Raw genomic sequence first — 15,782 nt, 5'->3', positions numbered from 1 at the left:
TCTATATATAGTAAGAAGTCCGAGGGTAGATTGCAAAAGACATATTTTATCATTTTTCCTATTTGCGTCCTTAAATATGGCGATCTCGTTAAATATTTGTGTTGGAATTGTTACAACTCTCTAATGATGTGACATAGATCACTGTAGTGACGCTGTTTTGTGGATATTTTTAATTGTTCGAAATTTGTTCAATAATTCACTAATGTTACTAATTTCGCCACAATTATTTTGCTCCAAATATGCGGTTTTTAACCGCTTTTTTATTGCTGTGACAGGATTCGACGAAAGTTGCGCTATTTTTTGAAAAAATACGCTGAACTTAATATAGTGTCTAATTGGTAACAACTTTTTATGCACTTGGTTACAATCTCTCAAATTTCATTGTATGTATCTATGGTAGAGTAATAGAAAATATACATAGATAGGGAGATCCTGCCGGTGTCTACTAAAAAGTTGTTGCTATTATTCATTGCATTTTTTGTAAGTTTAGGATGGGTTCATGAAAGTGAGGCTGCTGGCTTGCAAGCCCTGAAGCTAGGGGTTAATGATAAACTGACCGGAATCGAGGCTGTATCTGTAAAAGATACTTATTATGTTCCGCTGCGAGATTTGGCGCAGGAATTGGGCTGGACGCTGAACGGGCTGTCTGATGGAATCAGTGTGAATGCCGGAGGCTCTTCGCTCAAGCTGTTGAACGACCATGCTACAGCTACGCTGAATAATGGAAGCAAGGTCGCGATGGATACCTTTCTACGTGGTGGCAAGCTCATGGTTCCGGTACGAGTATCAGCACTCCTAGGGTATACTATTTCCTATGTTCCGGAGCAATATTTACTGAGAGTACAGAACAGTGCAGCCAAACTTAATGATGCGGCATTTGTTAGCCAGTATAAGAAGGAATTGCAGCCGATGACAGGGACTGGCTCTCAGACCCCAACAACGTCCGGTACCACTATGCCTGTTAATTCAGGAAAGCCAGGAACAACGGTATACATGACCTTTGATGATGGGCCGTCGGCTACCACTACGCAACTGCTCGATATCCTGGCAAAGTATAAGGTGAAGGCGACGTTCTTCATGCTGGGTCCGAAAATGAACACCTATCCTGAACAGGTTAAGCGTACTGCGAAGGAAGGCCATGGTCTTGGCCTGCATGGAATGACGCACCGTAAGGAGAAGTTCTACGCTTCCCCGGCCGCTGCTCTTGGTGAAATGAACAACGACAATGCCATCCTGAAGAAAATCACTGGGACTGGTACTTCCCTGATTCGTCCGCCATACGGCAGTAAGCCTTATTTCACCAATGCATTTAGAGACAAGGTTCTGACGCAAGGGTATCACCTCTGGGACTGGAATGTAGACTCGGACGACTGGAAGTACAAGGAGAACAGCGCCAAAATCTACAACACCGTTATGAGTCAGGTTCATAATCTGAAGAAGTCGCAGAGCAACCCGATCATTCTGATGCATGACCAGAAGGCCACACTGAAGGTGTTGCCGCAAATTCTGGAGACGCTGAAGAAGGAAGGGTATCACTTCGAGATTATCACCAAAGATATGCAGCCGCATAACTTCTGGAAAGACTATCGTTAAACAATAATTCGGAATAAATAAGGATGTTCCCGGCCATGAACGTAGGCTGCGGAGCATCCTTTTTTCTATTCAATGACAACAATTAATCGTATAAATATTTCGCAATCATATTGACCAGCTCTGATTTTAAGCGTTCTTCGGCGATGCTCCGGCTGGAAAAGACGACGGCATCCACAACCGTGCTTACGGATTCGAACACCACTATGGCAGCCGCTTCTACATCCGCGACATTGACCTCTTCCTTGTCTAACTGTAAGTAACCGAGTGTTATCTGACGTCCCACACTATATTGCTCGTCCATTAATCGCTTGATTTCATCATCACTAAGCTGCATGATAGACAATTCTTTATGGAATCCTGTATAGACCTGGTGCGATAAAATAAGGCTATCGACAAGGTGGCTGATGACTGCCTTTTTGTCAGAATTGTCGAGGTTAATCTCCGCAAGGGAAGCATCGACACGACTCAGAAGTGCTTCGTTATAATACTTCAGCACTTCTATAAACACAGCCTTCTTATCTGTGAAATAAGAGTAGAAACTTCCTGTAGAAACGCCTGCAGCGGCGGCTATTTGCTTGGTATTAGTCTGATGGTACCCCTTATTTGAAAACAGCTCCATAGCTGCTGTAACAATGGCTTGTTTGGTTTTGATGCTCCGGTCCTGCTGGGGCGTTCTTGTTTTATCGTCTGTGTCCTTCATAGCGTATATTCCCTCCTGTTATAACGATTGTAGTAGAGGGAAATTAGCGTGTCAACGAAAGTTGAACTATGGTTCAATTTTCGTTGACAAACATGAACTTTAGTTCATATAATCTAAAATGTGAACTAAAGTTCAGTTATTTGGAGGGATGAGGATGATGAGTGTACGAACAAAAAGGATTTTTTCTTTTACAGCTATCGTATTGGGATTTTTTATGGCGTTGTTGGACACGACGATTATTAACGTTGCTTTGCCAGAGATGACGAAGCATTTCGGAGGGACTGTCTCGCAAATTTCATGGGTAATGAATGGATACAATCTGGCTTTTGCGGCGCTTATCCTCACAGCATCGCGCTTGGCCGATCAATTTGGCCGCAGAAGGTTGTTTTTGATTGGAATATTCGTCTTTACTGCAGCTTCATTGTTCGCTGGATTCTCTTCTTCGTTAGAGATGCTGATTGTGCTGAGAGTCATTCAGGGGTTGGCCGGAGCAATTATTGTGCCGGTTACGATTCCGCTGACGACGACAACCTTCCCCAAGGAGATGCATGGATTGATCATCGGGATTTGGGGTGCGGTAGGCGGTCTGGCGGCGGCGAGCGGCCCGGCCCTTGGCGGCATTCTTACAGAGAAATTGAACTGGGAATGGATATTCTGGGTGAATGTGCCGTTAGGCATTCTCAGTATCATTCTTGTTCTTATCTTTATCAATGAATCCAGAGACAGCTCGGCTGGACGCACACTTGATTTTGCGGGGATGGCAGGGATTTCGGTAGGTATGTTTTTAATTACGTATGCATTAATTAAAGTCCAGGATTATGGCTGGCAGTCGGGTGCATTCTATGGCCTTTTAACCTCAGGTGTTTTGGTACTGCTCTTCTTCTTTGTAACTCAATGGAAGGGAAAGGAACCGATGATGCCGTTGTCGCTGTTTAGAATACGTCCATTTAATGGAGCGGCGCTGTCTTTATTGATTGTCGGGGCGGGACTTATGAATCTCTCTCTGCTTACTTCCTTTTTCCTGACTCGTATTATGGGGATGACAGAATTGAAGGCGGGTCTGGTCTTGTCTGTGATTGCGCTGGGGTCGATCTTGAGTTCAGGGGTTTCCGGACCACTGTCGAGTAAATATGGAAGCCGCTGGTTCGCAGCTGCAGGCGTAACCGTGATGACCGGGGCTACGTATGCTTTGAGCGGTCTTCAGGGGGAGGCTTCACTGTCGCAAGTGCTAATTACGCTTGGTATCGCCGGGCTGGGAATGGGGCTAGTTATGGCTCCTGTCATGTCTTCCGCCATCCGCAATGTCCCCGAAGAGAAGGTGGGGATCTCATCGGGAATAACGAATATGACGAAAGCCCTTGGGAGTGTGTTGGGTGTAGCCATCATCGTGACGGTGTTGCAACAAAATTTCAATGATAGGATCGGGGCGGCTGCTGAGCATGCTGCGCAATCTATTCGTGAGAATGCTGTATTACAGCCGATCGTGAAGCAAAGGCTTGGGGAAGAGCTCGGCGCTATGGTTAAAGCAGGCAGTGTTGCCGCATCCAATAGAGCAGCGGGTGGTGAAATATCACAAAGGCTTAACAATGATCTGGAGAAGGCCGTCTTAGCATTGCCTGAGGAAGAACGATCTGCCTTCAAGGCTGACCAGCAGCGCCAGTTAAGTGAAATTCAAGTCCTGATGAAGCAGGCGGAAGGTGGGTTGCGAGATGCGTCAGTGGAGGCCTTCAGTCGAACCTATGCTTTTGCGAGTATTCTGCTGCTTCCAGGCATCGTCTTTGCCTTGTTCAGCGATCAACGGAGGAAGCGCATCGTGCTGAATGAGGAGCCTCTTGGAAACGAACTTTAGGAGTTATACACACGGAAGCCCAAACATACCACCGAAATGAGGACCGAGCCTTACATCCAGATCTTAAGTTCATCTTATATATAAAAGCAGTGCACCCTTCCTCGGCGGATCGCGGCACTGCTTTTTCTTTTTTGACACAGATCGGGGGCCCAACTCTATCGACGACATTCATAGGCTATGTTATCATGATACTCTAATAACGTATTAACGAATTAAAGCGGAGAGATGCTTTCATTTACTAGGGGGAGAACAAAGATGAAGAAAATGGGATTATGGATGGTAACAGCGATGGCAGCGATTCTGCTCTTGGCGGGCTGCACCTCGTCGAATGGTAAAGCGGATAGCGGCAAGCTGGTGATCGGGATTGATGATAAATTCGCACCGATGGGCTTCCGGGATGATGCGAATGAAATTGTTGGTTTTGACATTGATTATGCAAGAGCGGCTGCTGAAAAAATGGGCAAGGAAGTCACCTTCCAGCCAATCGACTGGTCGGCCAAGGAATCGGAGCTGAACAGCGGACGCATTGATATGATCTGGAACGGTTATACGATCACGGATGAGCGTAAAGAGAAGGTATTATTCACAAAGCCATATCTGGAGAACAGTCAGGTTGTTGTAGTGCTGGCTTCTTCACCACTGTCTAAGCTGGAAGATCTGGCCGGCAAGGAAATCGGTCTGCAAAGCCTGTCCTCTGCAGCGGATGCCTTGGATGCCAACCCAATTAAGGATAAGGTTGCAGGCATTTCCGAATTTCCGGACAATGTCCTGGCCCTCACGGATCTCAAAACTTCGCGTCTGGCCGGCGTAGTCATTGACGAGGTTGTAGCCAGATATTATATGTCCAAAGAACCCGGCACCTTCAAGCTGCTGGATGAATCTTTAGCACCAGAGCAATATGGGGTAGGTATCAAGAAGGGGAATGAAGAGCTGCTAAACGAGCTGCAAAAGGCGCTTGATACGATGAACAGTGATGGAACAGCAGCTGAGATTTCCACCAAGTGGTTTGGAGAGAACAAGGTGCTAAACTAGGCAGGGAGCGGGTACAATGAGTCTCGATTATATAATTAAAATCGCCGGGCCTATGCTGGAGGGCGCGCGGACAACGATTCTGCTCTTTCTGATTGTAATTGTGCTGTCCATCCCGCTGGGATTTGTAGTAACGCTGATGGCGAAAAGCACGATGAAGCCGCTGGCCTGGATTGCTAACAGCTATATCTATGTCATGCGCGGAACACCGCTGTTGCTACAGTTGCTTTTCTTCTGCTTCGGTCTACCGCAGATTCCCGTCATCGGCGAGTATCTGGTCATGGATCGTTTTACGGCGGCGAGCCTCGGTTTTATCCTTAATTATGGCGCTTACTTTGCTGAGATATTCCGCGGTGGGCTATTGTCCATCGACAAGGGGCAGTATGAAGCTTCTAAAGTGCTGGGGCTCAGCAAATGGCAGACCCTGCGTAAGGTCATTCTTGCGCAGATGTTCCGGGTCGCACTGCCTGCGGTGGCGAATGAGTCCATCTCACTGGTCAAAGATACGGCGCTACTGTATGCCGTAGCGGTTCCGGAATTGCTGAACTATGCTAAGACAGCGGTGAACCGTGATTTTACGGTGACCCCGTTTGTGGTGGCAGGCGTGATTTATCTGCTGATGACGTTGGTATTAACGTTATTCCTTAAGACGCTGGAGAAGCGTTTCAAATTCGAGTAAAGGGAATGTCCATCTATGAGCAGTATGATCGAAGTAAAAGAACTGCAAAAATCATTTGGCAAGCTTGAGGTGCTGAAAAAGGTGACGTTCGCCGTAGATCCGGGAGAGACGGTGGCGGTGATCGGCCCGTCCGGCTCCGGGAAAAGCACGATGCTGCGCAGTTTAGTGCATCTGGAGGAGGTTAATGGCGGGAGCATCATCATTCAGGGCCAGGCGCTGGTAGACAACGGCAGCTACGCCGGGCATGCCCAGATCAAGGAAATTACGTCCAAGATGGGCATGGTGTTCCAGCATTTTAACCTGTTCCCGCATCTGACAGTGCGGGGGAATCTGGAGCTGGCTCCGCGGACGCTGAAGCGGGAGAGCAGTTCGGAGATCACAGCGAGAAGCAAGGATCTATTATCCAAGGTGGGCCTTGCTGACAAGGCCGACGCCTATCCTTCGATGCTGTCCGGGGGACAGAAGCAGCGGGTGGCGATTGCCAGGGCGCTGATGCTGAATCCGGACATCCTGCTTTTTGATGAGCCGACCTCGGCACTGGACCCGGAGCTGACGGGAGAGGTACTGCGGGTCATCCGCCAGCTGGCGGAGGAGAAGATGACGATGATCATCGTTACCCATGAGATGAACTTTGCTCGCGATGTGGCCGACCGGATTATCTTTATGGACAAGGGAGAGATTGCCGAGTCGGGGACCCCGGAGCAGATTTTTGGCAGCCCGAAGCTTGCGCGGACCCGTTCTTTTCTCAAACTCTAGCATGAATAAACTGGTGTTATACATTTCTTCACAGTAAAAAAATTAAAAAGAATAGTGAACAATGGGAAAAAGTGCATAGACTTCTATGCGCTTTTTTCATTGACAGTTGTTAGGGCCGTAACAATAATTATAGTACAGTTCATACATGTGGATACAGATTAAACGGCTGCTGGTGCAGCATTTAATTTTATACGACCGGGGCAGCAGGGGAATAATGAATGATGGACAATGGGCACAACAGAAGCTCGAAGGGAGACAGCGAAGTGCTAGAGATACGGGGAGTCAGAAAGTCTTTTCGCGGTGAAGTCGCCGTTGATGGCATTTCCCTGACTGTACATAAAGGCAAGATTTACGGGTTACTAGGTTCCAATGGCGCAGGTAAAACCACGTTGCTGAAGATACTTGCCGGTATCATTCAGCCGGAATCCGGAACCGTTAAGATGGACGGTGAACCTATCTTTGAGCGGCCGGAGGTCAAGCAGCGGATTATATTTATACCGGATAGCCCCGCCTTCTTTCCGCAGTCAACGATCAAAAGTATGGCCAATTTTTATCGCTCGGTGTATCCGCGCTGGAATCAGGCACAGTTTGAGCAGCTCGGTGATGTGTTTCGGCTGGACACGAGCCGCAAACTAAGCCGCTTCTCCAAGGGAATGCAGCGGCAGGCTGCATTCTGGCTGAGCCTCGCCTGCATGCCTGATGTGCTGGTGATGGATGAGCCGCATGACGGACTGGACCCCGTGATGCGGCGCCAAATCAAGAATCTGCTCTTTCAAGAAGTGGCCGAGCGGCAACTGACGGTCCTGATTTCCTCACATAATCTCCATGAAATCGAAGACATATGCGGCCCTGTTGGTATTATGCATGGCGGTAAGATGCGGGTCGAGATGGATCTCAATGATCTCAAGGCAGATACGCACAAGGTTCAGGTCGCGTTCCGTGACGAACGGCATGAACGAGCGATATCGTCCAAGCTGCAGGTACTGCACCGTGAAGTCAGAGGCAGTGTCAGCCTGCTTATTGTCCGAGGCGACCGTGAGCGGATTACGGCAGCCTTCGGGATTTATCAGCCTTATGTGTTTGATCTTCTGCCGCTGACGCTGGAAGAAATCTTTATCTATGAAATGGGGGATGCCGGGTATGACACGCGCCCGCTGCTTCTTTAATCTTGCGCTGATCCGCCAGAATTTCCGGCAATACGGTTGGATCGGCATCATCTATACACTTGGCTTGATTTTTGCGGTACCGCTGCAAATGTTCATGACCGGTAACCCCAGTCTGTTCAATCAAAAGGTCACGAGTCTATTTCAGCTTGGTGACGGGATGCAAGGGATGCTGATTGTCCTTATTCCCTTGTCTGCGGGGCTTATGTTATTCCGTTATCTTCAGGTTAAGGCTCCTGCTGATCTAATGCATAGCTTACCACTGCGCAGGGAGCATCTTCTGACCTCTCATTTGGGAAGTGGGATCGTGCTGGTGCTTGTACCGGTTTGGCTCTGTGCAGCCATAACGGCGATCACCCGGCCGTGGACCGGAGATCTCTATGATTTTACAGGCAAGGATATCTGGACATGGGCTATTGCAGTCAGCGTTCTATCCATTTTCCTGTTTTGTTTTAGTGTCTTTGTAGGAATTTGTACAGGACAAACCGTTCTCCAGGGAATTGCAAGCTTTGTATTACTTATACTGCCCTACATGCTGATGCAACTGATCTCATATTATTTTTCTTTGTATCTGTATGGATATCCATACGGAATTTATACCAATAGCATCCGTAGTGATCTCTGGTCGCCCCTTGTGCATCTTTTCTCTGTAAGCAACCAGGCGTTCGAGGTCAGTGAATTATGTGTATATGTCGGACTGACTGTTGTCGTCGTGGCCTTGAGTTACTTGCTGTACCGGAAGCGTCATGTCGAGATGGCCGGTCAGGCGATCGCCTTTACTTATTTCAATCCGCTCTTCAAAGCGGGAGTGATGCTGTGCTGCATGCTGATCGCCGGAAACTATTTTTCCATTAATATGAGCGGCAGACTGGCCTGGACTTTCGGAGGTTATGCGATTGGAGCAGTAGTCGGCTATATTTTATCTGAGATGGTTATTCGTAAAACCTGGCATATCATGAACCGCAAAATTCCGCTCGACTTTGCGATCTATACTTTGCTGTTGAGTTTGCTGCTCTATATCCCTGTCTCCGGTTGGACGGGATATGAAGCTAGAGTGCCGGATGAAGGGGAAATAACTCAGGTGTATGCCGGAAGTTTGTATAATCTGTACACTCAGAAGGAGAGCTCAACGAATCCCTACGAGGCGTATAGTCCGTTCAGTAAAGTCGATCCGTTCTCAGGTGACAAGGATTATATCAGGGCTGTTCAAAAACTACACAGTACACTCTCCGTAATCCGTCCTGCAGTGCCCACCGGGAAGTCTTTCTATAAGGATTCCAGAGTGCGCAGCATGAGCATTGTATACCGAATGACGAACGGACACACTTTGACCAGGCAATATCAGGTGCCTGTTGCCGGCTTCGAGCCGGAGCTGAGAGCAATCATGGAGACAGCAGGCTACAAGAAGTCGGAGTATGTCTTGTCACAGCTTGAGCATGACGTGAAGACTATGAATATTAGCACAAGGGAGGGCGTAGTCGTCCTTACCCATTCTGCGGAGATCAACGAATTCAAGGCACTTTTACGTCAAGAAATTTTGGATATGTCGTATGCCGATCAGATTGGTGACGATGTTCCGCTTGCGGATGTCGATATTCCGATAACGATGGAAGACAGGAACGTGATCTCTTTTTACAGCTATAGCATACTACCCTCCTATCACAGGCTGCTGAACTGGCTGGCGGACAAAGGTTATTCCGACAAAATTATGATAACGGCCAAAAATATTGCCTCTGTGGAGATCGCTGCCTTTGAACCAAAAATCCTTCAGGGTGACCGTTCGTACTATTACGACCCTGAGCAATACTTGGGAATTGCCCGCAAGCAAAATCGCTCTGTGGTAACCCAAGACAAGGACCAAATTACAGACGTTCTGAAATACCAGAAGAAGTATGTGATCCGCAAGGGCACTTATCTGGTTAAAAAGAATTATGAAGATGGTTCACCGGAATATGTACTGATTGAAGCGGACGATCTGTCGCCAGAATTAAAGAAACTGCTTCGATAAAATCATAGCTCGCTGATCAAGGAGGAGTGCTTGATGAATGAAATTGCCGACCATCTGGATGATGGACTGCAGATCCTGTTTATCGGGTTCAACCCGAGTCTGCGATCGGGAGAGGTGGGTCATCACTATGCCAATCCCCGCAACAATTTCTGGCGGATTTTGCATCAGTCGGGACTGACACCAAGATTATATGATGCCTCCGAGGACGGGGAGCTATTGAAGCTTGGATACGGTTTTACGAATATTGTTGCCCGGCCTACGCGTGGAGTCGAGGACATTGCCCGCGAGGAATACGTTGCAGGCCGGAAGCTGCTGCGGGCCAAACTGGAGAAGTACAGGCCGAAGGTTGCCTGCTTTGTCGGCAAAGGTGTGTACACGGAGTTTACCCGTAGAAGTAAAGTGGATTGGGGCTTCCAGGATACTGTGGAGCCGGTTGTCGATGGGGTGCGGGAATTCGTGGCCCCGTCTTCCAGTGGTCTGGTGCGGATGCCGATGCATGAGATCGTTGGCATCTACCGGGAGTTGTCCCAGTTCACGGAAGAGAACGAAGACTGAATGTTAAAGGTCAGCCAATCAATGTTAAAAAAGCAGCCCATCTCCGAAATTGGAGATGGGCTGCTTTGTCTCAGATCTAATGTTCTTCCCTGGGTACCAGGGAAGGCAACTGCGGCCTTAAGTCTGGATCAGCAGCAGAATGATGGATGACAGCGACAGGCAGATGCTGATCAGGCACAGCACAGCAACAACCTGCTTCTGGTTCAGCCCTGCCCGGAGCAGGCGGTAGTGAACCTGAGTGGCATCTGCTTCATAAATGGCCTTACCCTGGATGAGACGGCGAATGACAACAAAAATGTTGTCGAAGATGGGTACGCCCAGCGCCAGGATCGGGATAAAGATCGAGAGCACAGTCGCCTGCTTGAAGGCACCGTCCAGCGCAATCACGGCCAGTATGAAACCGAGGAAGGTGGCCCCGGCATCACCCATAAAGATTTTGGCTGGCGGCTTGTTATAGCGCAGATAAGCCAGTGTAACGCCCACCAGCGCGATGGCCATGATGGCAGAAGATGATTGACCTTTAGCCAGGGCCACTACGAATAGGGTGATGGCCGAGATGGTTGTCAGCGCACCGGCCAGTCCATCCATACCGTCCGAGAAATTAATTACGGTCGTCACGCCGAAGATCCAAAGGATCGTCAGCAGGAACTGCAGGATCACCGGCAGAACGATATAATCGCCGGAGAATGGATTGTAGAAGCCGGTAAAGGCATTACCGGACAGGTAGACCAGAATGGCTGCGGTGACCTGAACCAACAGCTTAGGCAGTGCAGGGAAATCCTTGCCTTTGGTCTTGTACCAGTCGTCTATTGTTCCTATGGTCAGAAGCAGAACGCCTCCTGCGAACAAGGCGACGGTCTCCATGTTGAATTCACGGGCAAATGCTAAGTAAGTAATGAAGAATCCAAGGAAAATAGCGTAGCTGGCAGTAAGTGGAATAGGCTCTCTATGTATTTTGCGTTCAACATCTTTTCTTGGCTTGTCCACAAAATCAAGCCTGAAAGCCAGCCTGCCCAGCGGAGGAATCAAAAAATAGACGATGAGAAACGACACCAGAAACGAAAAAACGTATAAAATAACGCTCACCACCGTTGATTATTTTGAAAACACCCATCTTTTCGAAGTATACCGTAAAAAGGGACAGGTTGTCGATTATATGCTTCATTTGACATTTTTTGTTACGTTAGAATTTTGTCCAGGACCCCCGTCATTGACTTGCCCAGAACCCTATAGTACCTTTGGGAAAAGACGTTTTCGGGAGGACTTTATGAACTACGAGGTTATTTTATTCGATGCGGATGATACGTTATATGACTACGGGATGGCAGAAAGCCATGCGCTGAGTCATACCTTTGCTCATTTCGGTCTGCCGACCGGAGCACAGGATTATGCGGCTAGCTACCAGGAGATCAATCATGCGCTGTGGAAGGATCTGGAGCGGGGAGAAATCAGCGCTGCGGCGCTGCGGGTAGAGCGTTTCAATCGGCTGTTCACTGCTCATAGCCTGGCCCTTGACCCGGAGGCGTTCAGTGAAGCGTACCTGCGCTATCTGGGAGAAGGGACTTTTCTGATCCAGGGAGCGGTGGAACTGTGCGAGGCACTTGGAGACTGCCGTCTGGCGATTATCACGAACGGTTATAAAGAGGTGCAGACGTCCAGAATTCAGGGTTCGCCGCTCAACAATGTTTTTGAGCAGATCATTATCTCCGAAGAGGCCGGATGTCAGAAGCCGGAGACTGGTATTTTCGATTACGCTTTTACCAAGCTTGGCATTACAGATAAGGCATCGGTACTGATTGTTGGGGATTCTCTGACCTCCGACATCCAGGGCGGCATTAATTACGGTATTGATACCTGTTGGTTCAACCCGCTGAATAAGCCTAATACTCTAGGCATCAAGCCCAAATTCGAAATCAGCGATCTATCGGAGCTGCTGGCGATTGTCGGGCATGGCGAGACGCCTGCGATCCTCTAGCGGACGGTTCATGACTGAGGCTGAGGCCCGGAAGACAAGGAGGGAAGCGAATTGCATACGAAAGAAAGTTTGATGAAGCAGCTGCAGATGCTCGGAATTGACCCGCGGGGAACCGTTCTGGTGCATTCATCCTTGAAAAGCATCGGGCAGGTTGAGGGCGGTGCCGACACCGTCCTGGATGCCTTGAGTGAATATATGACGGACGGGCTGCTAGTATTGCCCACCCATACATGGGCATATATTAACGCTGAGAATCCGCATTTCTCTGTTGCAGATTCGCCGTCCTGCGTCGGTGTATTGCCGGAATTGTTCCGCAAGCGTCCCGGCGTAATTCGTTCCTGGCATCCCACCCACTCCGTTGCGGCGCTGGGTACGGACTCGGCTGAGTTCACCGCCGGGGATGAGCGGTGGGATACGCCTTGCGCCCGCGGCTCTGCCTGGGGCAGGCTGCTGGACCGTGAGGCGGATATTATGCTGCTGGGCGTAGACCTGCGGCGCAACACATTCATTCACGGTATCGAGGAATGGCTGGATATTCCGGGCCGGATGACTGATGATCATGAGGATCTAATCACTGTGACGCCCGGCGGTGAGAGAATCGCCGTACCTTCCCGCAGGCACTGTGGCCTATCCTGGTCGGAGCATTTCTGGAAGGTGGAGGGGGTGCTCGAAGACGGAGGGGCCCTGCGTAGAGGAAGTTTTGGTGATGCCGCGGTGATGGTGTGTGGAACCGTGGAGACTACGGAACTGCTGAGCCGAATGCTGCGTGAGGAGCCGGACCTCTTCTCGGACAACGAGCCGCTGAACGGGGAGGACAAGCCCTTGCCCCTGCCTAAGACCAAACGTACACAACCAGTGTACCGTTAGATCCCGTGAAAAAAATTTTGCTCGTCCGTTTCGGTCAGGGAAACCAACTGGCTAGTCCCTACCATTGTATGGTATATTAATCTCACATAAACCAAAGTAAGGAGATTGGAAATGGAAAAAACATTGGTCTTTGGACACAAAAATCCGGACACGGATACAATCTGTTCGGCAATTGCCTATGCTGCACTGAAGAAAGAACTGGGCTGGGATGCTGAGCCGGTTCGTCTTGGAGAGGTTAATGGCGAAACTCAGTTTGCGCTGGATCATTTCGGAGTGCAGGCTCCTCGTCTGGTGGAGAATGTTGCTACCGAAGCTAAACAGGTTATTCTGGTTGACCACAACGAACGTCAGCAAAGCGCGAACGATATCGATCAAGTGCGCGTTGTCGAAGTTATCGACCACCACCGGATCGCCAACTTTGAGACTGCACATCCGCTCTACTACCGTGCAGAGCCAGTGGGTTGTACAGCGACCATCCTCAACAAGCTGTACAAAGAAAACGGTGTTGCCATTCCAAAGGAAATTGCTGGTCTGATGCTGTCTGCCATTATTTCCGATTCTCTGTTGTTCAAATCTCCTACTTGCACGGCTGAAGATGTAGCTGCAGCCCGTGAGCTGGCTGAAATCGCCGGTGTGGATGCAGAAAGCTACGGCCTCGACATGTTGAAGGCTGGCGCAGACCTTAGTGACAAGAGCATTGCCCAACTGATCTCTCTGGATGCCAAGGAATTTAAGATGGGTGAATATAAAGTCGAAATCGCACAAGTGAATGCGGTTGACACCAATGATGTCCTTTCCCGTCAAGCTGAGCTGGAAACTGCACTGACCGCTATTATTGACGAAAAGGGGCTCGATCTGTTCCTGTTCGTGGTTACGGATATCCTGAACAACGATTCCATTGGGCTAGCTCTAGGCCGCGTAGCTGGTGCTGTAGAACAAGCTTACAATGTGAAGCTGGATGACAATAAAGCTGTTCTGAAGGGCGTTGTTTCCCGCAAATCGCAAATCGTACCTGTGCTGACAGAGGCGATTGCCAAGCTGTAGGAAGCTTTAGCCATACAAGAACAATGTGCATGGATATAGAGCTCTGCCGTACCCTTTTGGGTAGCGGCAGAGCTTTTATTTTGCCAAAATAGTGATTGAAGCCTATACTTAGAGCATAAATAGAGATCACATCAGAAAGAGGGGCCATCATGACAAAGACGAGAAATACAGGATCTCTGCAGTACAAGTCGTTCGGATTGGCGCTTCAGGCCATGGTTATTCTCGCCCGCAAAGCTACGACCTGCTCCAGTTGTGAAATGGCGGAGCTATTAGATTCGGAAGCTACCGCGTTAAGACGCATTCTAGCCAGTCTGGTCCGCGATCAATTGCTTGTGACAAGAGAAGGCCGGGACGGCGGATATATATTGAACAAGGCTCCGGAAGATATTACGCTGGCAGAGATTTACCGGGCATTAGAAGTAGGCGAATCACGCAATAAGGCTGTGAGTGAAACCATATGCGACTCTAAATTCGGCAACCGAATGAAGGAGGCATGCGATGATATTCTGGATGAAATGGACCAGAGTGTAGTGTCTGTGCTGGAGCAACATACACTTGCAGATTTGACAGCCAGAACCGTTTGTTGACAAAGTTGTTTTTTCTGAATTATACTGTGCATATAAAATTACAGTTAAATCTGATGACATAGATTCAAGCGCAGCAGGGGAAGACACAGGGATAAATTTTTTTTGCAACTAACTGTGCATTTAAACACACAGAAATAGGATAGGAAGAGGAGGCGTTATTATGACAACAGAATTAAAGGTAGAGCAGGAATTTAAGAAGGTGATTTCCGAGCGGCGCTCCGTGCGTAAATACGACCCATCCTGGAAAATTTCCAAGGAGGAAATCGAGGAGCTTCTCAATGAGGCCATTTTGGCCCCTTCATCCTCCAATCTTCAGCCATGGCGCTTCATCGTGATTAACGACCAGTCGTTGCAAGAAAAATTGCTGCCGATCGCCTATAATCAACAGCAGACTGTGGACGCATCGGCTATAATCGCTGTTTTGGGCGATACCGAGGCTTATCGCAATGTGCATACAATCTATGATAAGGCGCAGGCTGAGGGATTCATCACGCCAGAGATCAAGGAAACGATGGTCAACAACACCTGGAATAATTATTCCAGCTTCAGTCCGGAACGGCGCAGAAATATCGCCCTAATCGACGGCGGTCTGATCTCCATGCAGCTTATGCTGGCAGCAAAAGCTAAAGGCTATGACACTGTTCCTATGGGTGGCTATGATCCTGTTGCTTTCCGTGAACTGTTCCAGATTCCGGAGCGTTATGTTCCCGTAATGCTGATCGCGCTAGGTAAAGCCGCTGCTGAAGGACGGCCAACCACAAGATTGCCGCTCGAACAAGTGACATTTTGGAATGAATTCCAAGGGGAGAAATAATTCTGCTTGTGTAATCATAAGTAATAGCCGACCGGTGAAAGCCGGCCGGCTTTTTTGAGTTTTTAATTTGACTACGGCTCGGTGAAAGGCAGTCATGTTTTTTCATTCGGAAAATCCTATGATCCTGACAATACAGGGTTTGGTCCCATCACCACTATTGGGT

The 15,782-nt window shown here is 48.8% G+C and carries 15 protein-coding genes; 13 read left to right on the top strand and 2 right to left on the bottom strand.

From position 1 onward, the window contains the following. The first annotated feature begins 438 nt into the window (after window positions 1–438). On the top strand, window positions 439–1,593 hold the full coding sequence (locus ACFRAM_RS19745; protein ID WP_379467311.1) for a polysaccharide deacetylase family protein: 1,155 nt from the start codon (window positions 439–441) through the stop codon (window positions 1,591–1,593). A gap of 82 nt (window positions 1,594–1,675) precedes the next feature. Here ACFRAM_RS19745 and ACFRAM_RS19740 read toward each other — a convergent pair whose 3' ends face one another. Beyond that, entirely contained in the window at window positions 1,676–2,293 is a 618-nt protein-coding gene (locus tag ACFRAM_RS19740) for a TetR/AcrR family transcriptional regulator (protein WP_379467310.1), read from the bottom strand. 154 nt (window positions 2,294–2,447) lie between these two features. On the opposite strand from ACFRAM_RS19740, the gene ACFRAM_RS19735 reads away from it, so the two are divergent. The 7 genes from ACFRAM_RS19735 (at window position 2,448) to ACFRAM_RS19705 (ending at window position 10,332) form a co-directional block, all read left to right on the top strand. Continuing rightward, window positions 2,448–4,142, top strand: coding sequence for an MFS transporter (locus ACFRAM_RS19735; RefSeq protein WP_379467309.1), 1,695 nt, complete (start codon window positions 2,448–2,450; stop codon window positions 4,140–4,142). Window positions 4,143–4,397: 255 nt separating this feature from the next. Next, window positions 4,398–5,174, top strand: coding sequence for an amino acid ABC transporter substrate-binding protein (locus tag ACFRAM_RS19730; protein WP_379467308.1), 777 nt, complete (start codon window positions 4,398–4,400; stop codon window positions 5,172–5,174). 16 nt (window positions 5,175–5,190) lie between these two features. Continuing rightward, window positions 5,191–5,850 (top strand): amino acid ABC transporter permease, encoded by a 660-nt coding sequence (locus tag ACFRAM_RS19725; protein WP_379467307.1) that lies wholly within the window; start codon window positions 5,191–5,193, stop codon window positions 5,848–5,850. A gap of 15 nt (window positions 5,851–5,865) precedes the next feature. Next, window positions 5,866–6,606 (top strand): amino acid ABC transporter ATP-binding protein, encoded by a 741-nt coding sequence (locus ACFRAM_RS19720; RefSeq protein ID WP_379467306.1) that lies wholly within the window; start codon window positions 5,866–5,868, stop codon window positions 6,604–6,606. Between the two features lie 263 nt (window positions 6,607–6,869). Further along, on the top strand, window positions 6,870–7,772 hold the full coding sequence (locus ACFRAM_RS19715) for an ABC transporter ATP-binding protein (RefSeq protein WP_379467414.1): 903 nt from the start codon (window positions 6,870–6,872) through the stop codon (window positions 7,770–7,772). Beyond that, a complete protein-coding gene (locus ACFRAM_RS19710; RefSeq protein WP_379467305.1) occupies window positions 7,747–9,777 on the top strand; it encodes a DUF6449 domain-containing protein in 2,031 nt (676 codons plus the stop codon). Before ACFRAM_RS19715 ends, ACFRAM_RS19710 begins: the two co-directional genes overlap by 26 nt. 33 nt (window positions 9,778–9,810) lie before the next feature. Further along, window positions 9,811–10,332 carry a mismatch-specific DNA-glycosylase gene (locus ACFRAM_RS19705; protein WP_379467304.1) on the top strand — a complete coding sequence of 174 codons (522 nt, stop codon included), beginning with the start codon at window positions 9,811–9,813 and terminating at the stop codon, window positions 10,330–10,332. A 117-nt stretch (window positions 10,333–10,449) separates the two neighbouring features. On the opposite strand, the gene ACFRAM_RS19700 is transcribed toward ACFRAM_RS19705, so the two are convergent. Then, on the bottom strand, window positions 10,450–11,418 hold the full coding sequence (locus ACFRAM_RS19700; protein WP_376767059.1) for an MraY family glycosyltransferase: 969 nt from the start codon (window positions 11,416–11,418) through the stop codon (window positions 10,450–10,452). A gap of 181 nt (window positions 11,419–11,599) precedes the next feature. Between ACFRAM_RS19700 and ACFRAM_RS19695 the strand changes: the two genes are divergently transcribed. The 5 genes from ACFRAM_RS19695 to ACFRAM_RS19675 all read left to right on the top strand — a co-directional run bounded on the left by ACFRAM_RS19695 (window position 11,600) and on the right by ACFRAM_RS19675 (window position 15,619). Continuing rightward, the gene (locus ACFRAM_RS19695) at window positions 11,600–12,307 is read left to right on the top strand and encodes a YjjG family noncanonical pyrimidine nucleotidase (protein WP_379467303.1); all 708 of its coding nucleotides are present in this window, start codon (window positions 11,600–11,602) and stop codon (window positions 12,305–12,307) included. 51 nt (window positions 12,308–12,358) lie between these two features. Beyond that, complete coding sequence (locus tag ACFRAM_RS19690) at window positions 12,359–13,174, top strand: AAC(3) family N-acetyltransferase (protein ID WP_379467302.1); 816 nt, start codon at window positions 12,359–12,361, stop codon at window positions 13,172–13,174. Between the two features lie 111 nt (window positions 13,175–13,285). Further along, a complete protein-coding gene (locus ACFRAM_RS19685) occupies window positions 13,286–14,218 on the top strand; it encodes a manganese-dependent inorganic pyrophosphatase (protein WP_175373866.1) in 933 nt (310 codons plus the stop codon). Window positions 14,219–14,367: 149 nt separating this feature from the next. Next, window positions 14,368–14,805: an RrF2 family transcriptional regulator gene (locus ACFRAM_RS19680; protein WP_379467301.1), complete on the top strand. Its 438-nt coding sequence runs from the start codon at window positions 14,368–14,370 to the stop codon at window positions 14,803–14,805. 160 nt (window positions 14,806–14,965) lie between these two features. Continuing rightward, the gene (locus ACFRAM_RS19675) at window positions 14,966–15,619 is read left to right on the top strand and encodes a nitroreductase family protein (RefSeq protein ID WP_379467300.1); all 654 of its coding nucleotides are present in this window, start codon (window positions 14,966–14,968) and stop codon (window positions 15,617–15,619) included. Window positions 15,620–15,782 lie beyond the last annotated feature (163 nt).

Origin of the sequence: Paenibacillus sp. NPDC056722, from assembly GCF_042790635.1 — a bacterium.
Taxonomy (GTDB): Bacteria; Bacillota; Bacilli; order Paenibacillales; family Paenibacillaceae; genus Paenibacillus_AQ; species Paenibacillus_AQ agri.
The sequence above is the reverse complement of the archived record's forward strand: the minus strand, read 5'-3'. Positions and strand labels throughout refer to the sequence as shown.

What these genes read in the sequence shown, in the direction of transcription:
- ACFRAM_RS19740 (WP_379467310.1), bottom strand. Translation starts at nt 2,293, where the DNA reads ATGAAGGACACAGACGATAAAACAAGAACGCCCCAGCAGGACCGGAGC.
- ACFRAM_RS19735 (WP_379467309.1), top strand. Translation starts at nt 2,448, where the DNA reads ATGATGAGTGTACGAACAAAAAGGATTTTTTCTTTTACAGCTATCGTA.
- ACFRAM_RS19730 (WP_379467308.1), top strand. Translation starts at nt 4,398, where the DNA reads ATGAAGAAAATGGGATTATGGATGGTAACAGCGATGGCAGCGATTCTG.
- ACFRAM_RS19725 (WP_379467307.1), top strand. Translation starts at nt 5,191, where the DNA reads ATGAGTCTCGATTATATAATTAAAATCGCCGGGCCTATGCTGGAGGGC.
- ACFRAM_RS19720 (WP_379467306.1), top strand. Translation starts at nt 5,866, where the DNA reads ATGAGCAGTATGATCGAAGTAAAAGAACTGCAAAAATCATTTGGCAAG.
- ACFRAM_RS19710 (WP_379467305.1), top strand. Translation starts at nt 7,747, where the DNA reads ATGACACGCGCCCGCTGCTTCTTTAATCTTGCGCTGATCCGCCAGAAT.
- ACFRAM_RS19705 (WP_379467304.1), top strand. Translation starts at nt 9,811, where the DNA reads ATGAATGAAATTGCCGACCATCTGGATGATGGACTGCAGATCCTGTTT.
- ACFRAM_RS19695 (WP_379467303.1), top strand. Translation starts at nt 11,600, where the DNA reads ATGAACTACGAGGTTATTTTATTCGATGCGGATGATACGTTATATGAC.
- ACFRAM_RS19685 (WP_175373866.1), top strand. Translation starts at nt 13,286, where the DNA reads ATGGAAAAAACATTGGTCTTTGGACACAAAAATCCGGACACGGATACA.
- ACFRAM_RS19680 (WP_379467301.1), top strand. Translation starts at nt 14,368, where the DNA reads ATGACAAAGACGAGAAATACAGGATCTCTGCAGTACAAGTCGTTCGGA.
- ACFRAM_RS19675 (WP_379467300.1), top strand. Translation starts at nt 14,966, where the DNA reads ATGACAACAGAATTAAAGGTAGAGCAGGAATTTAAGAAGGTGATTTCC.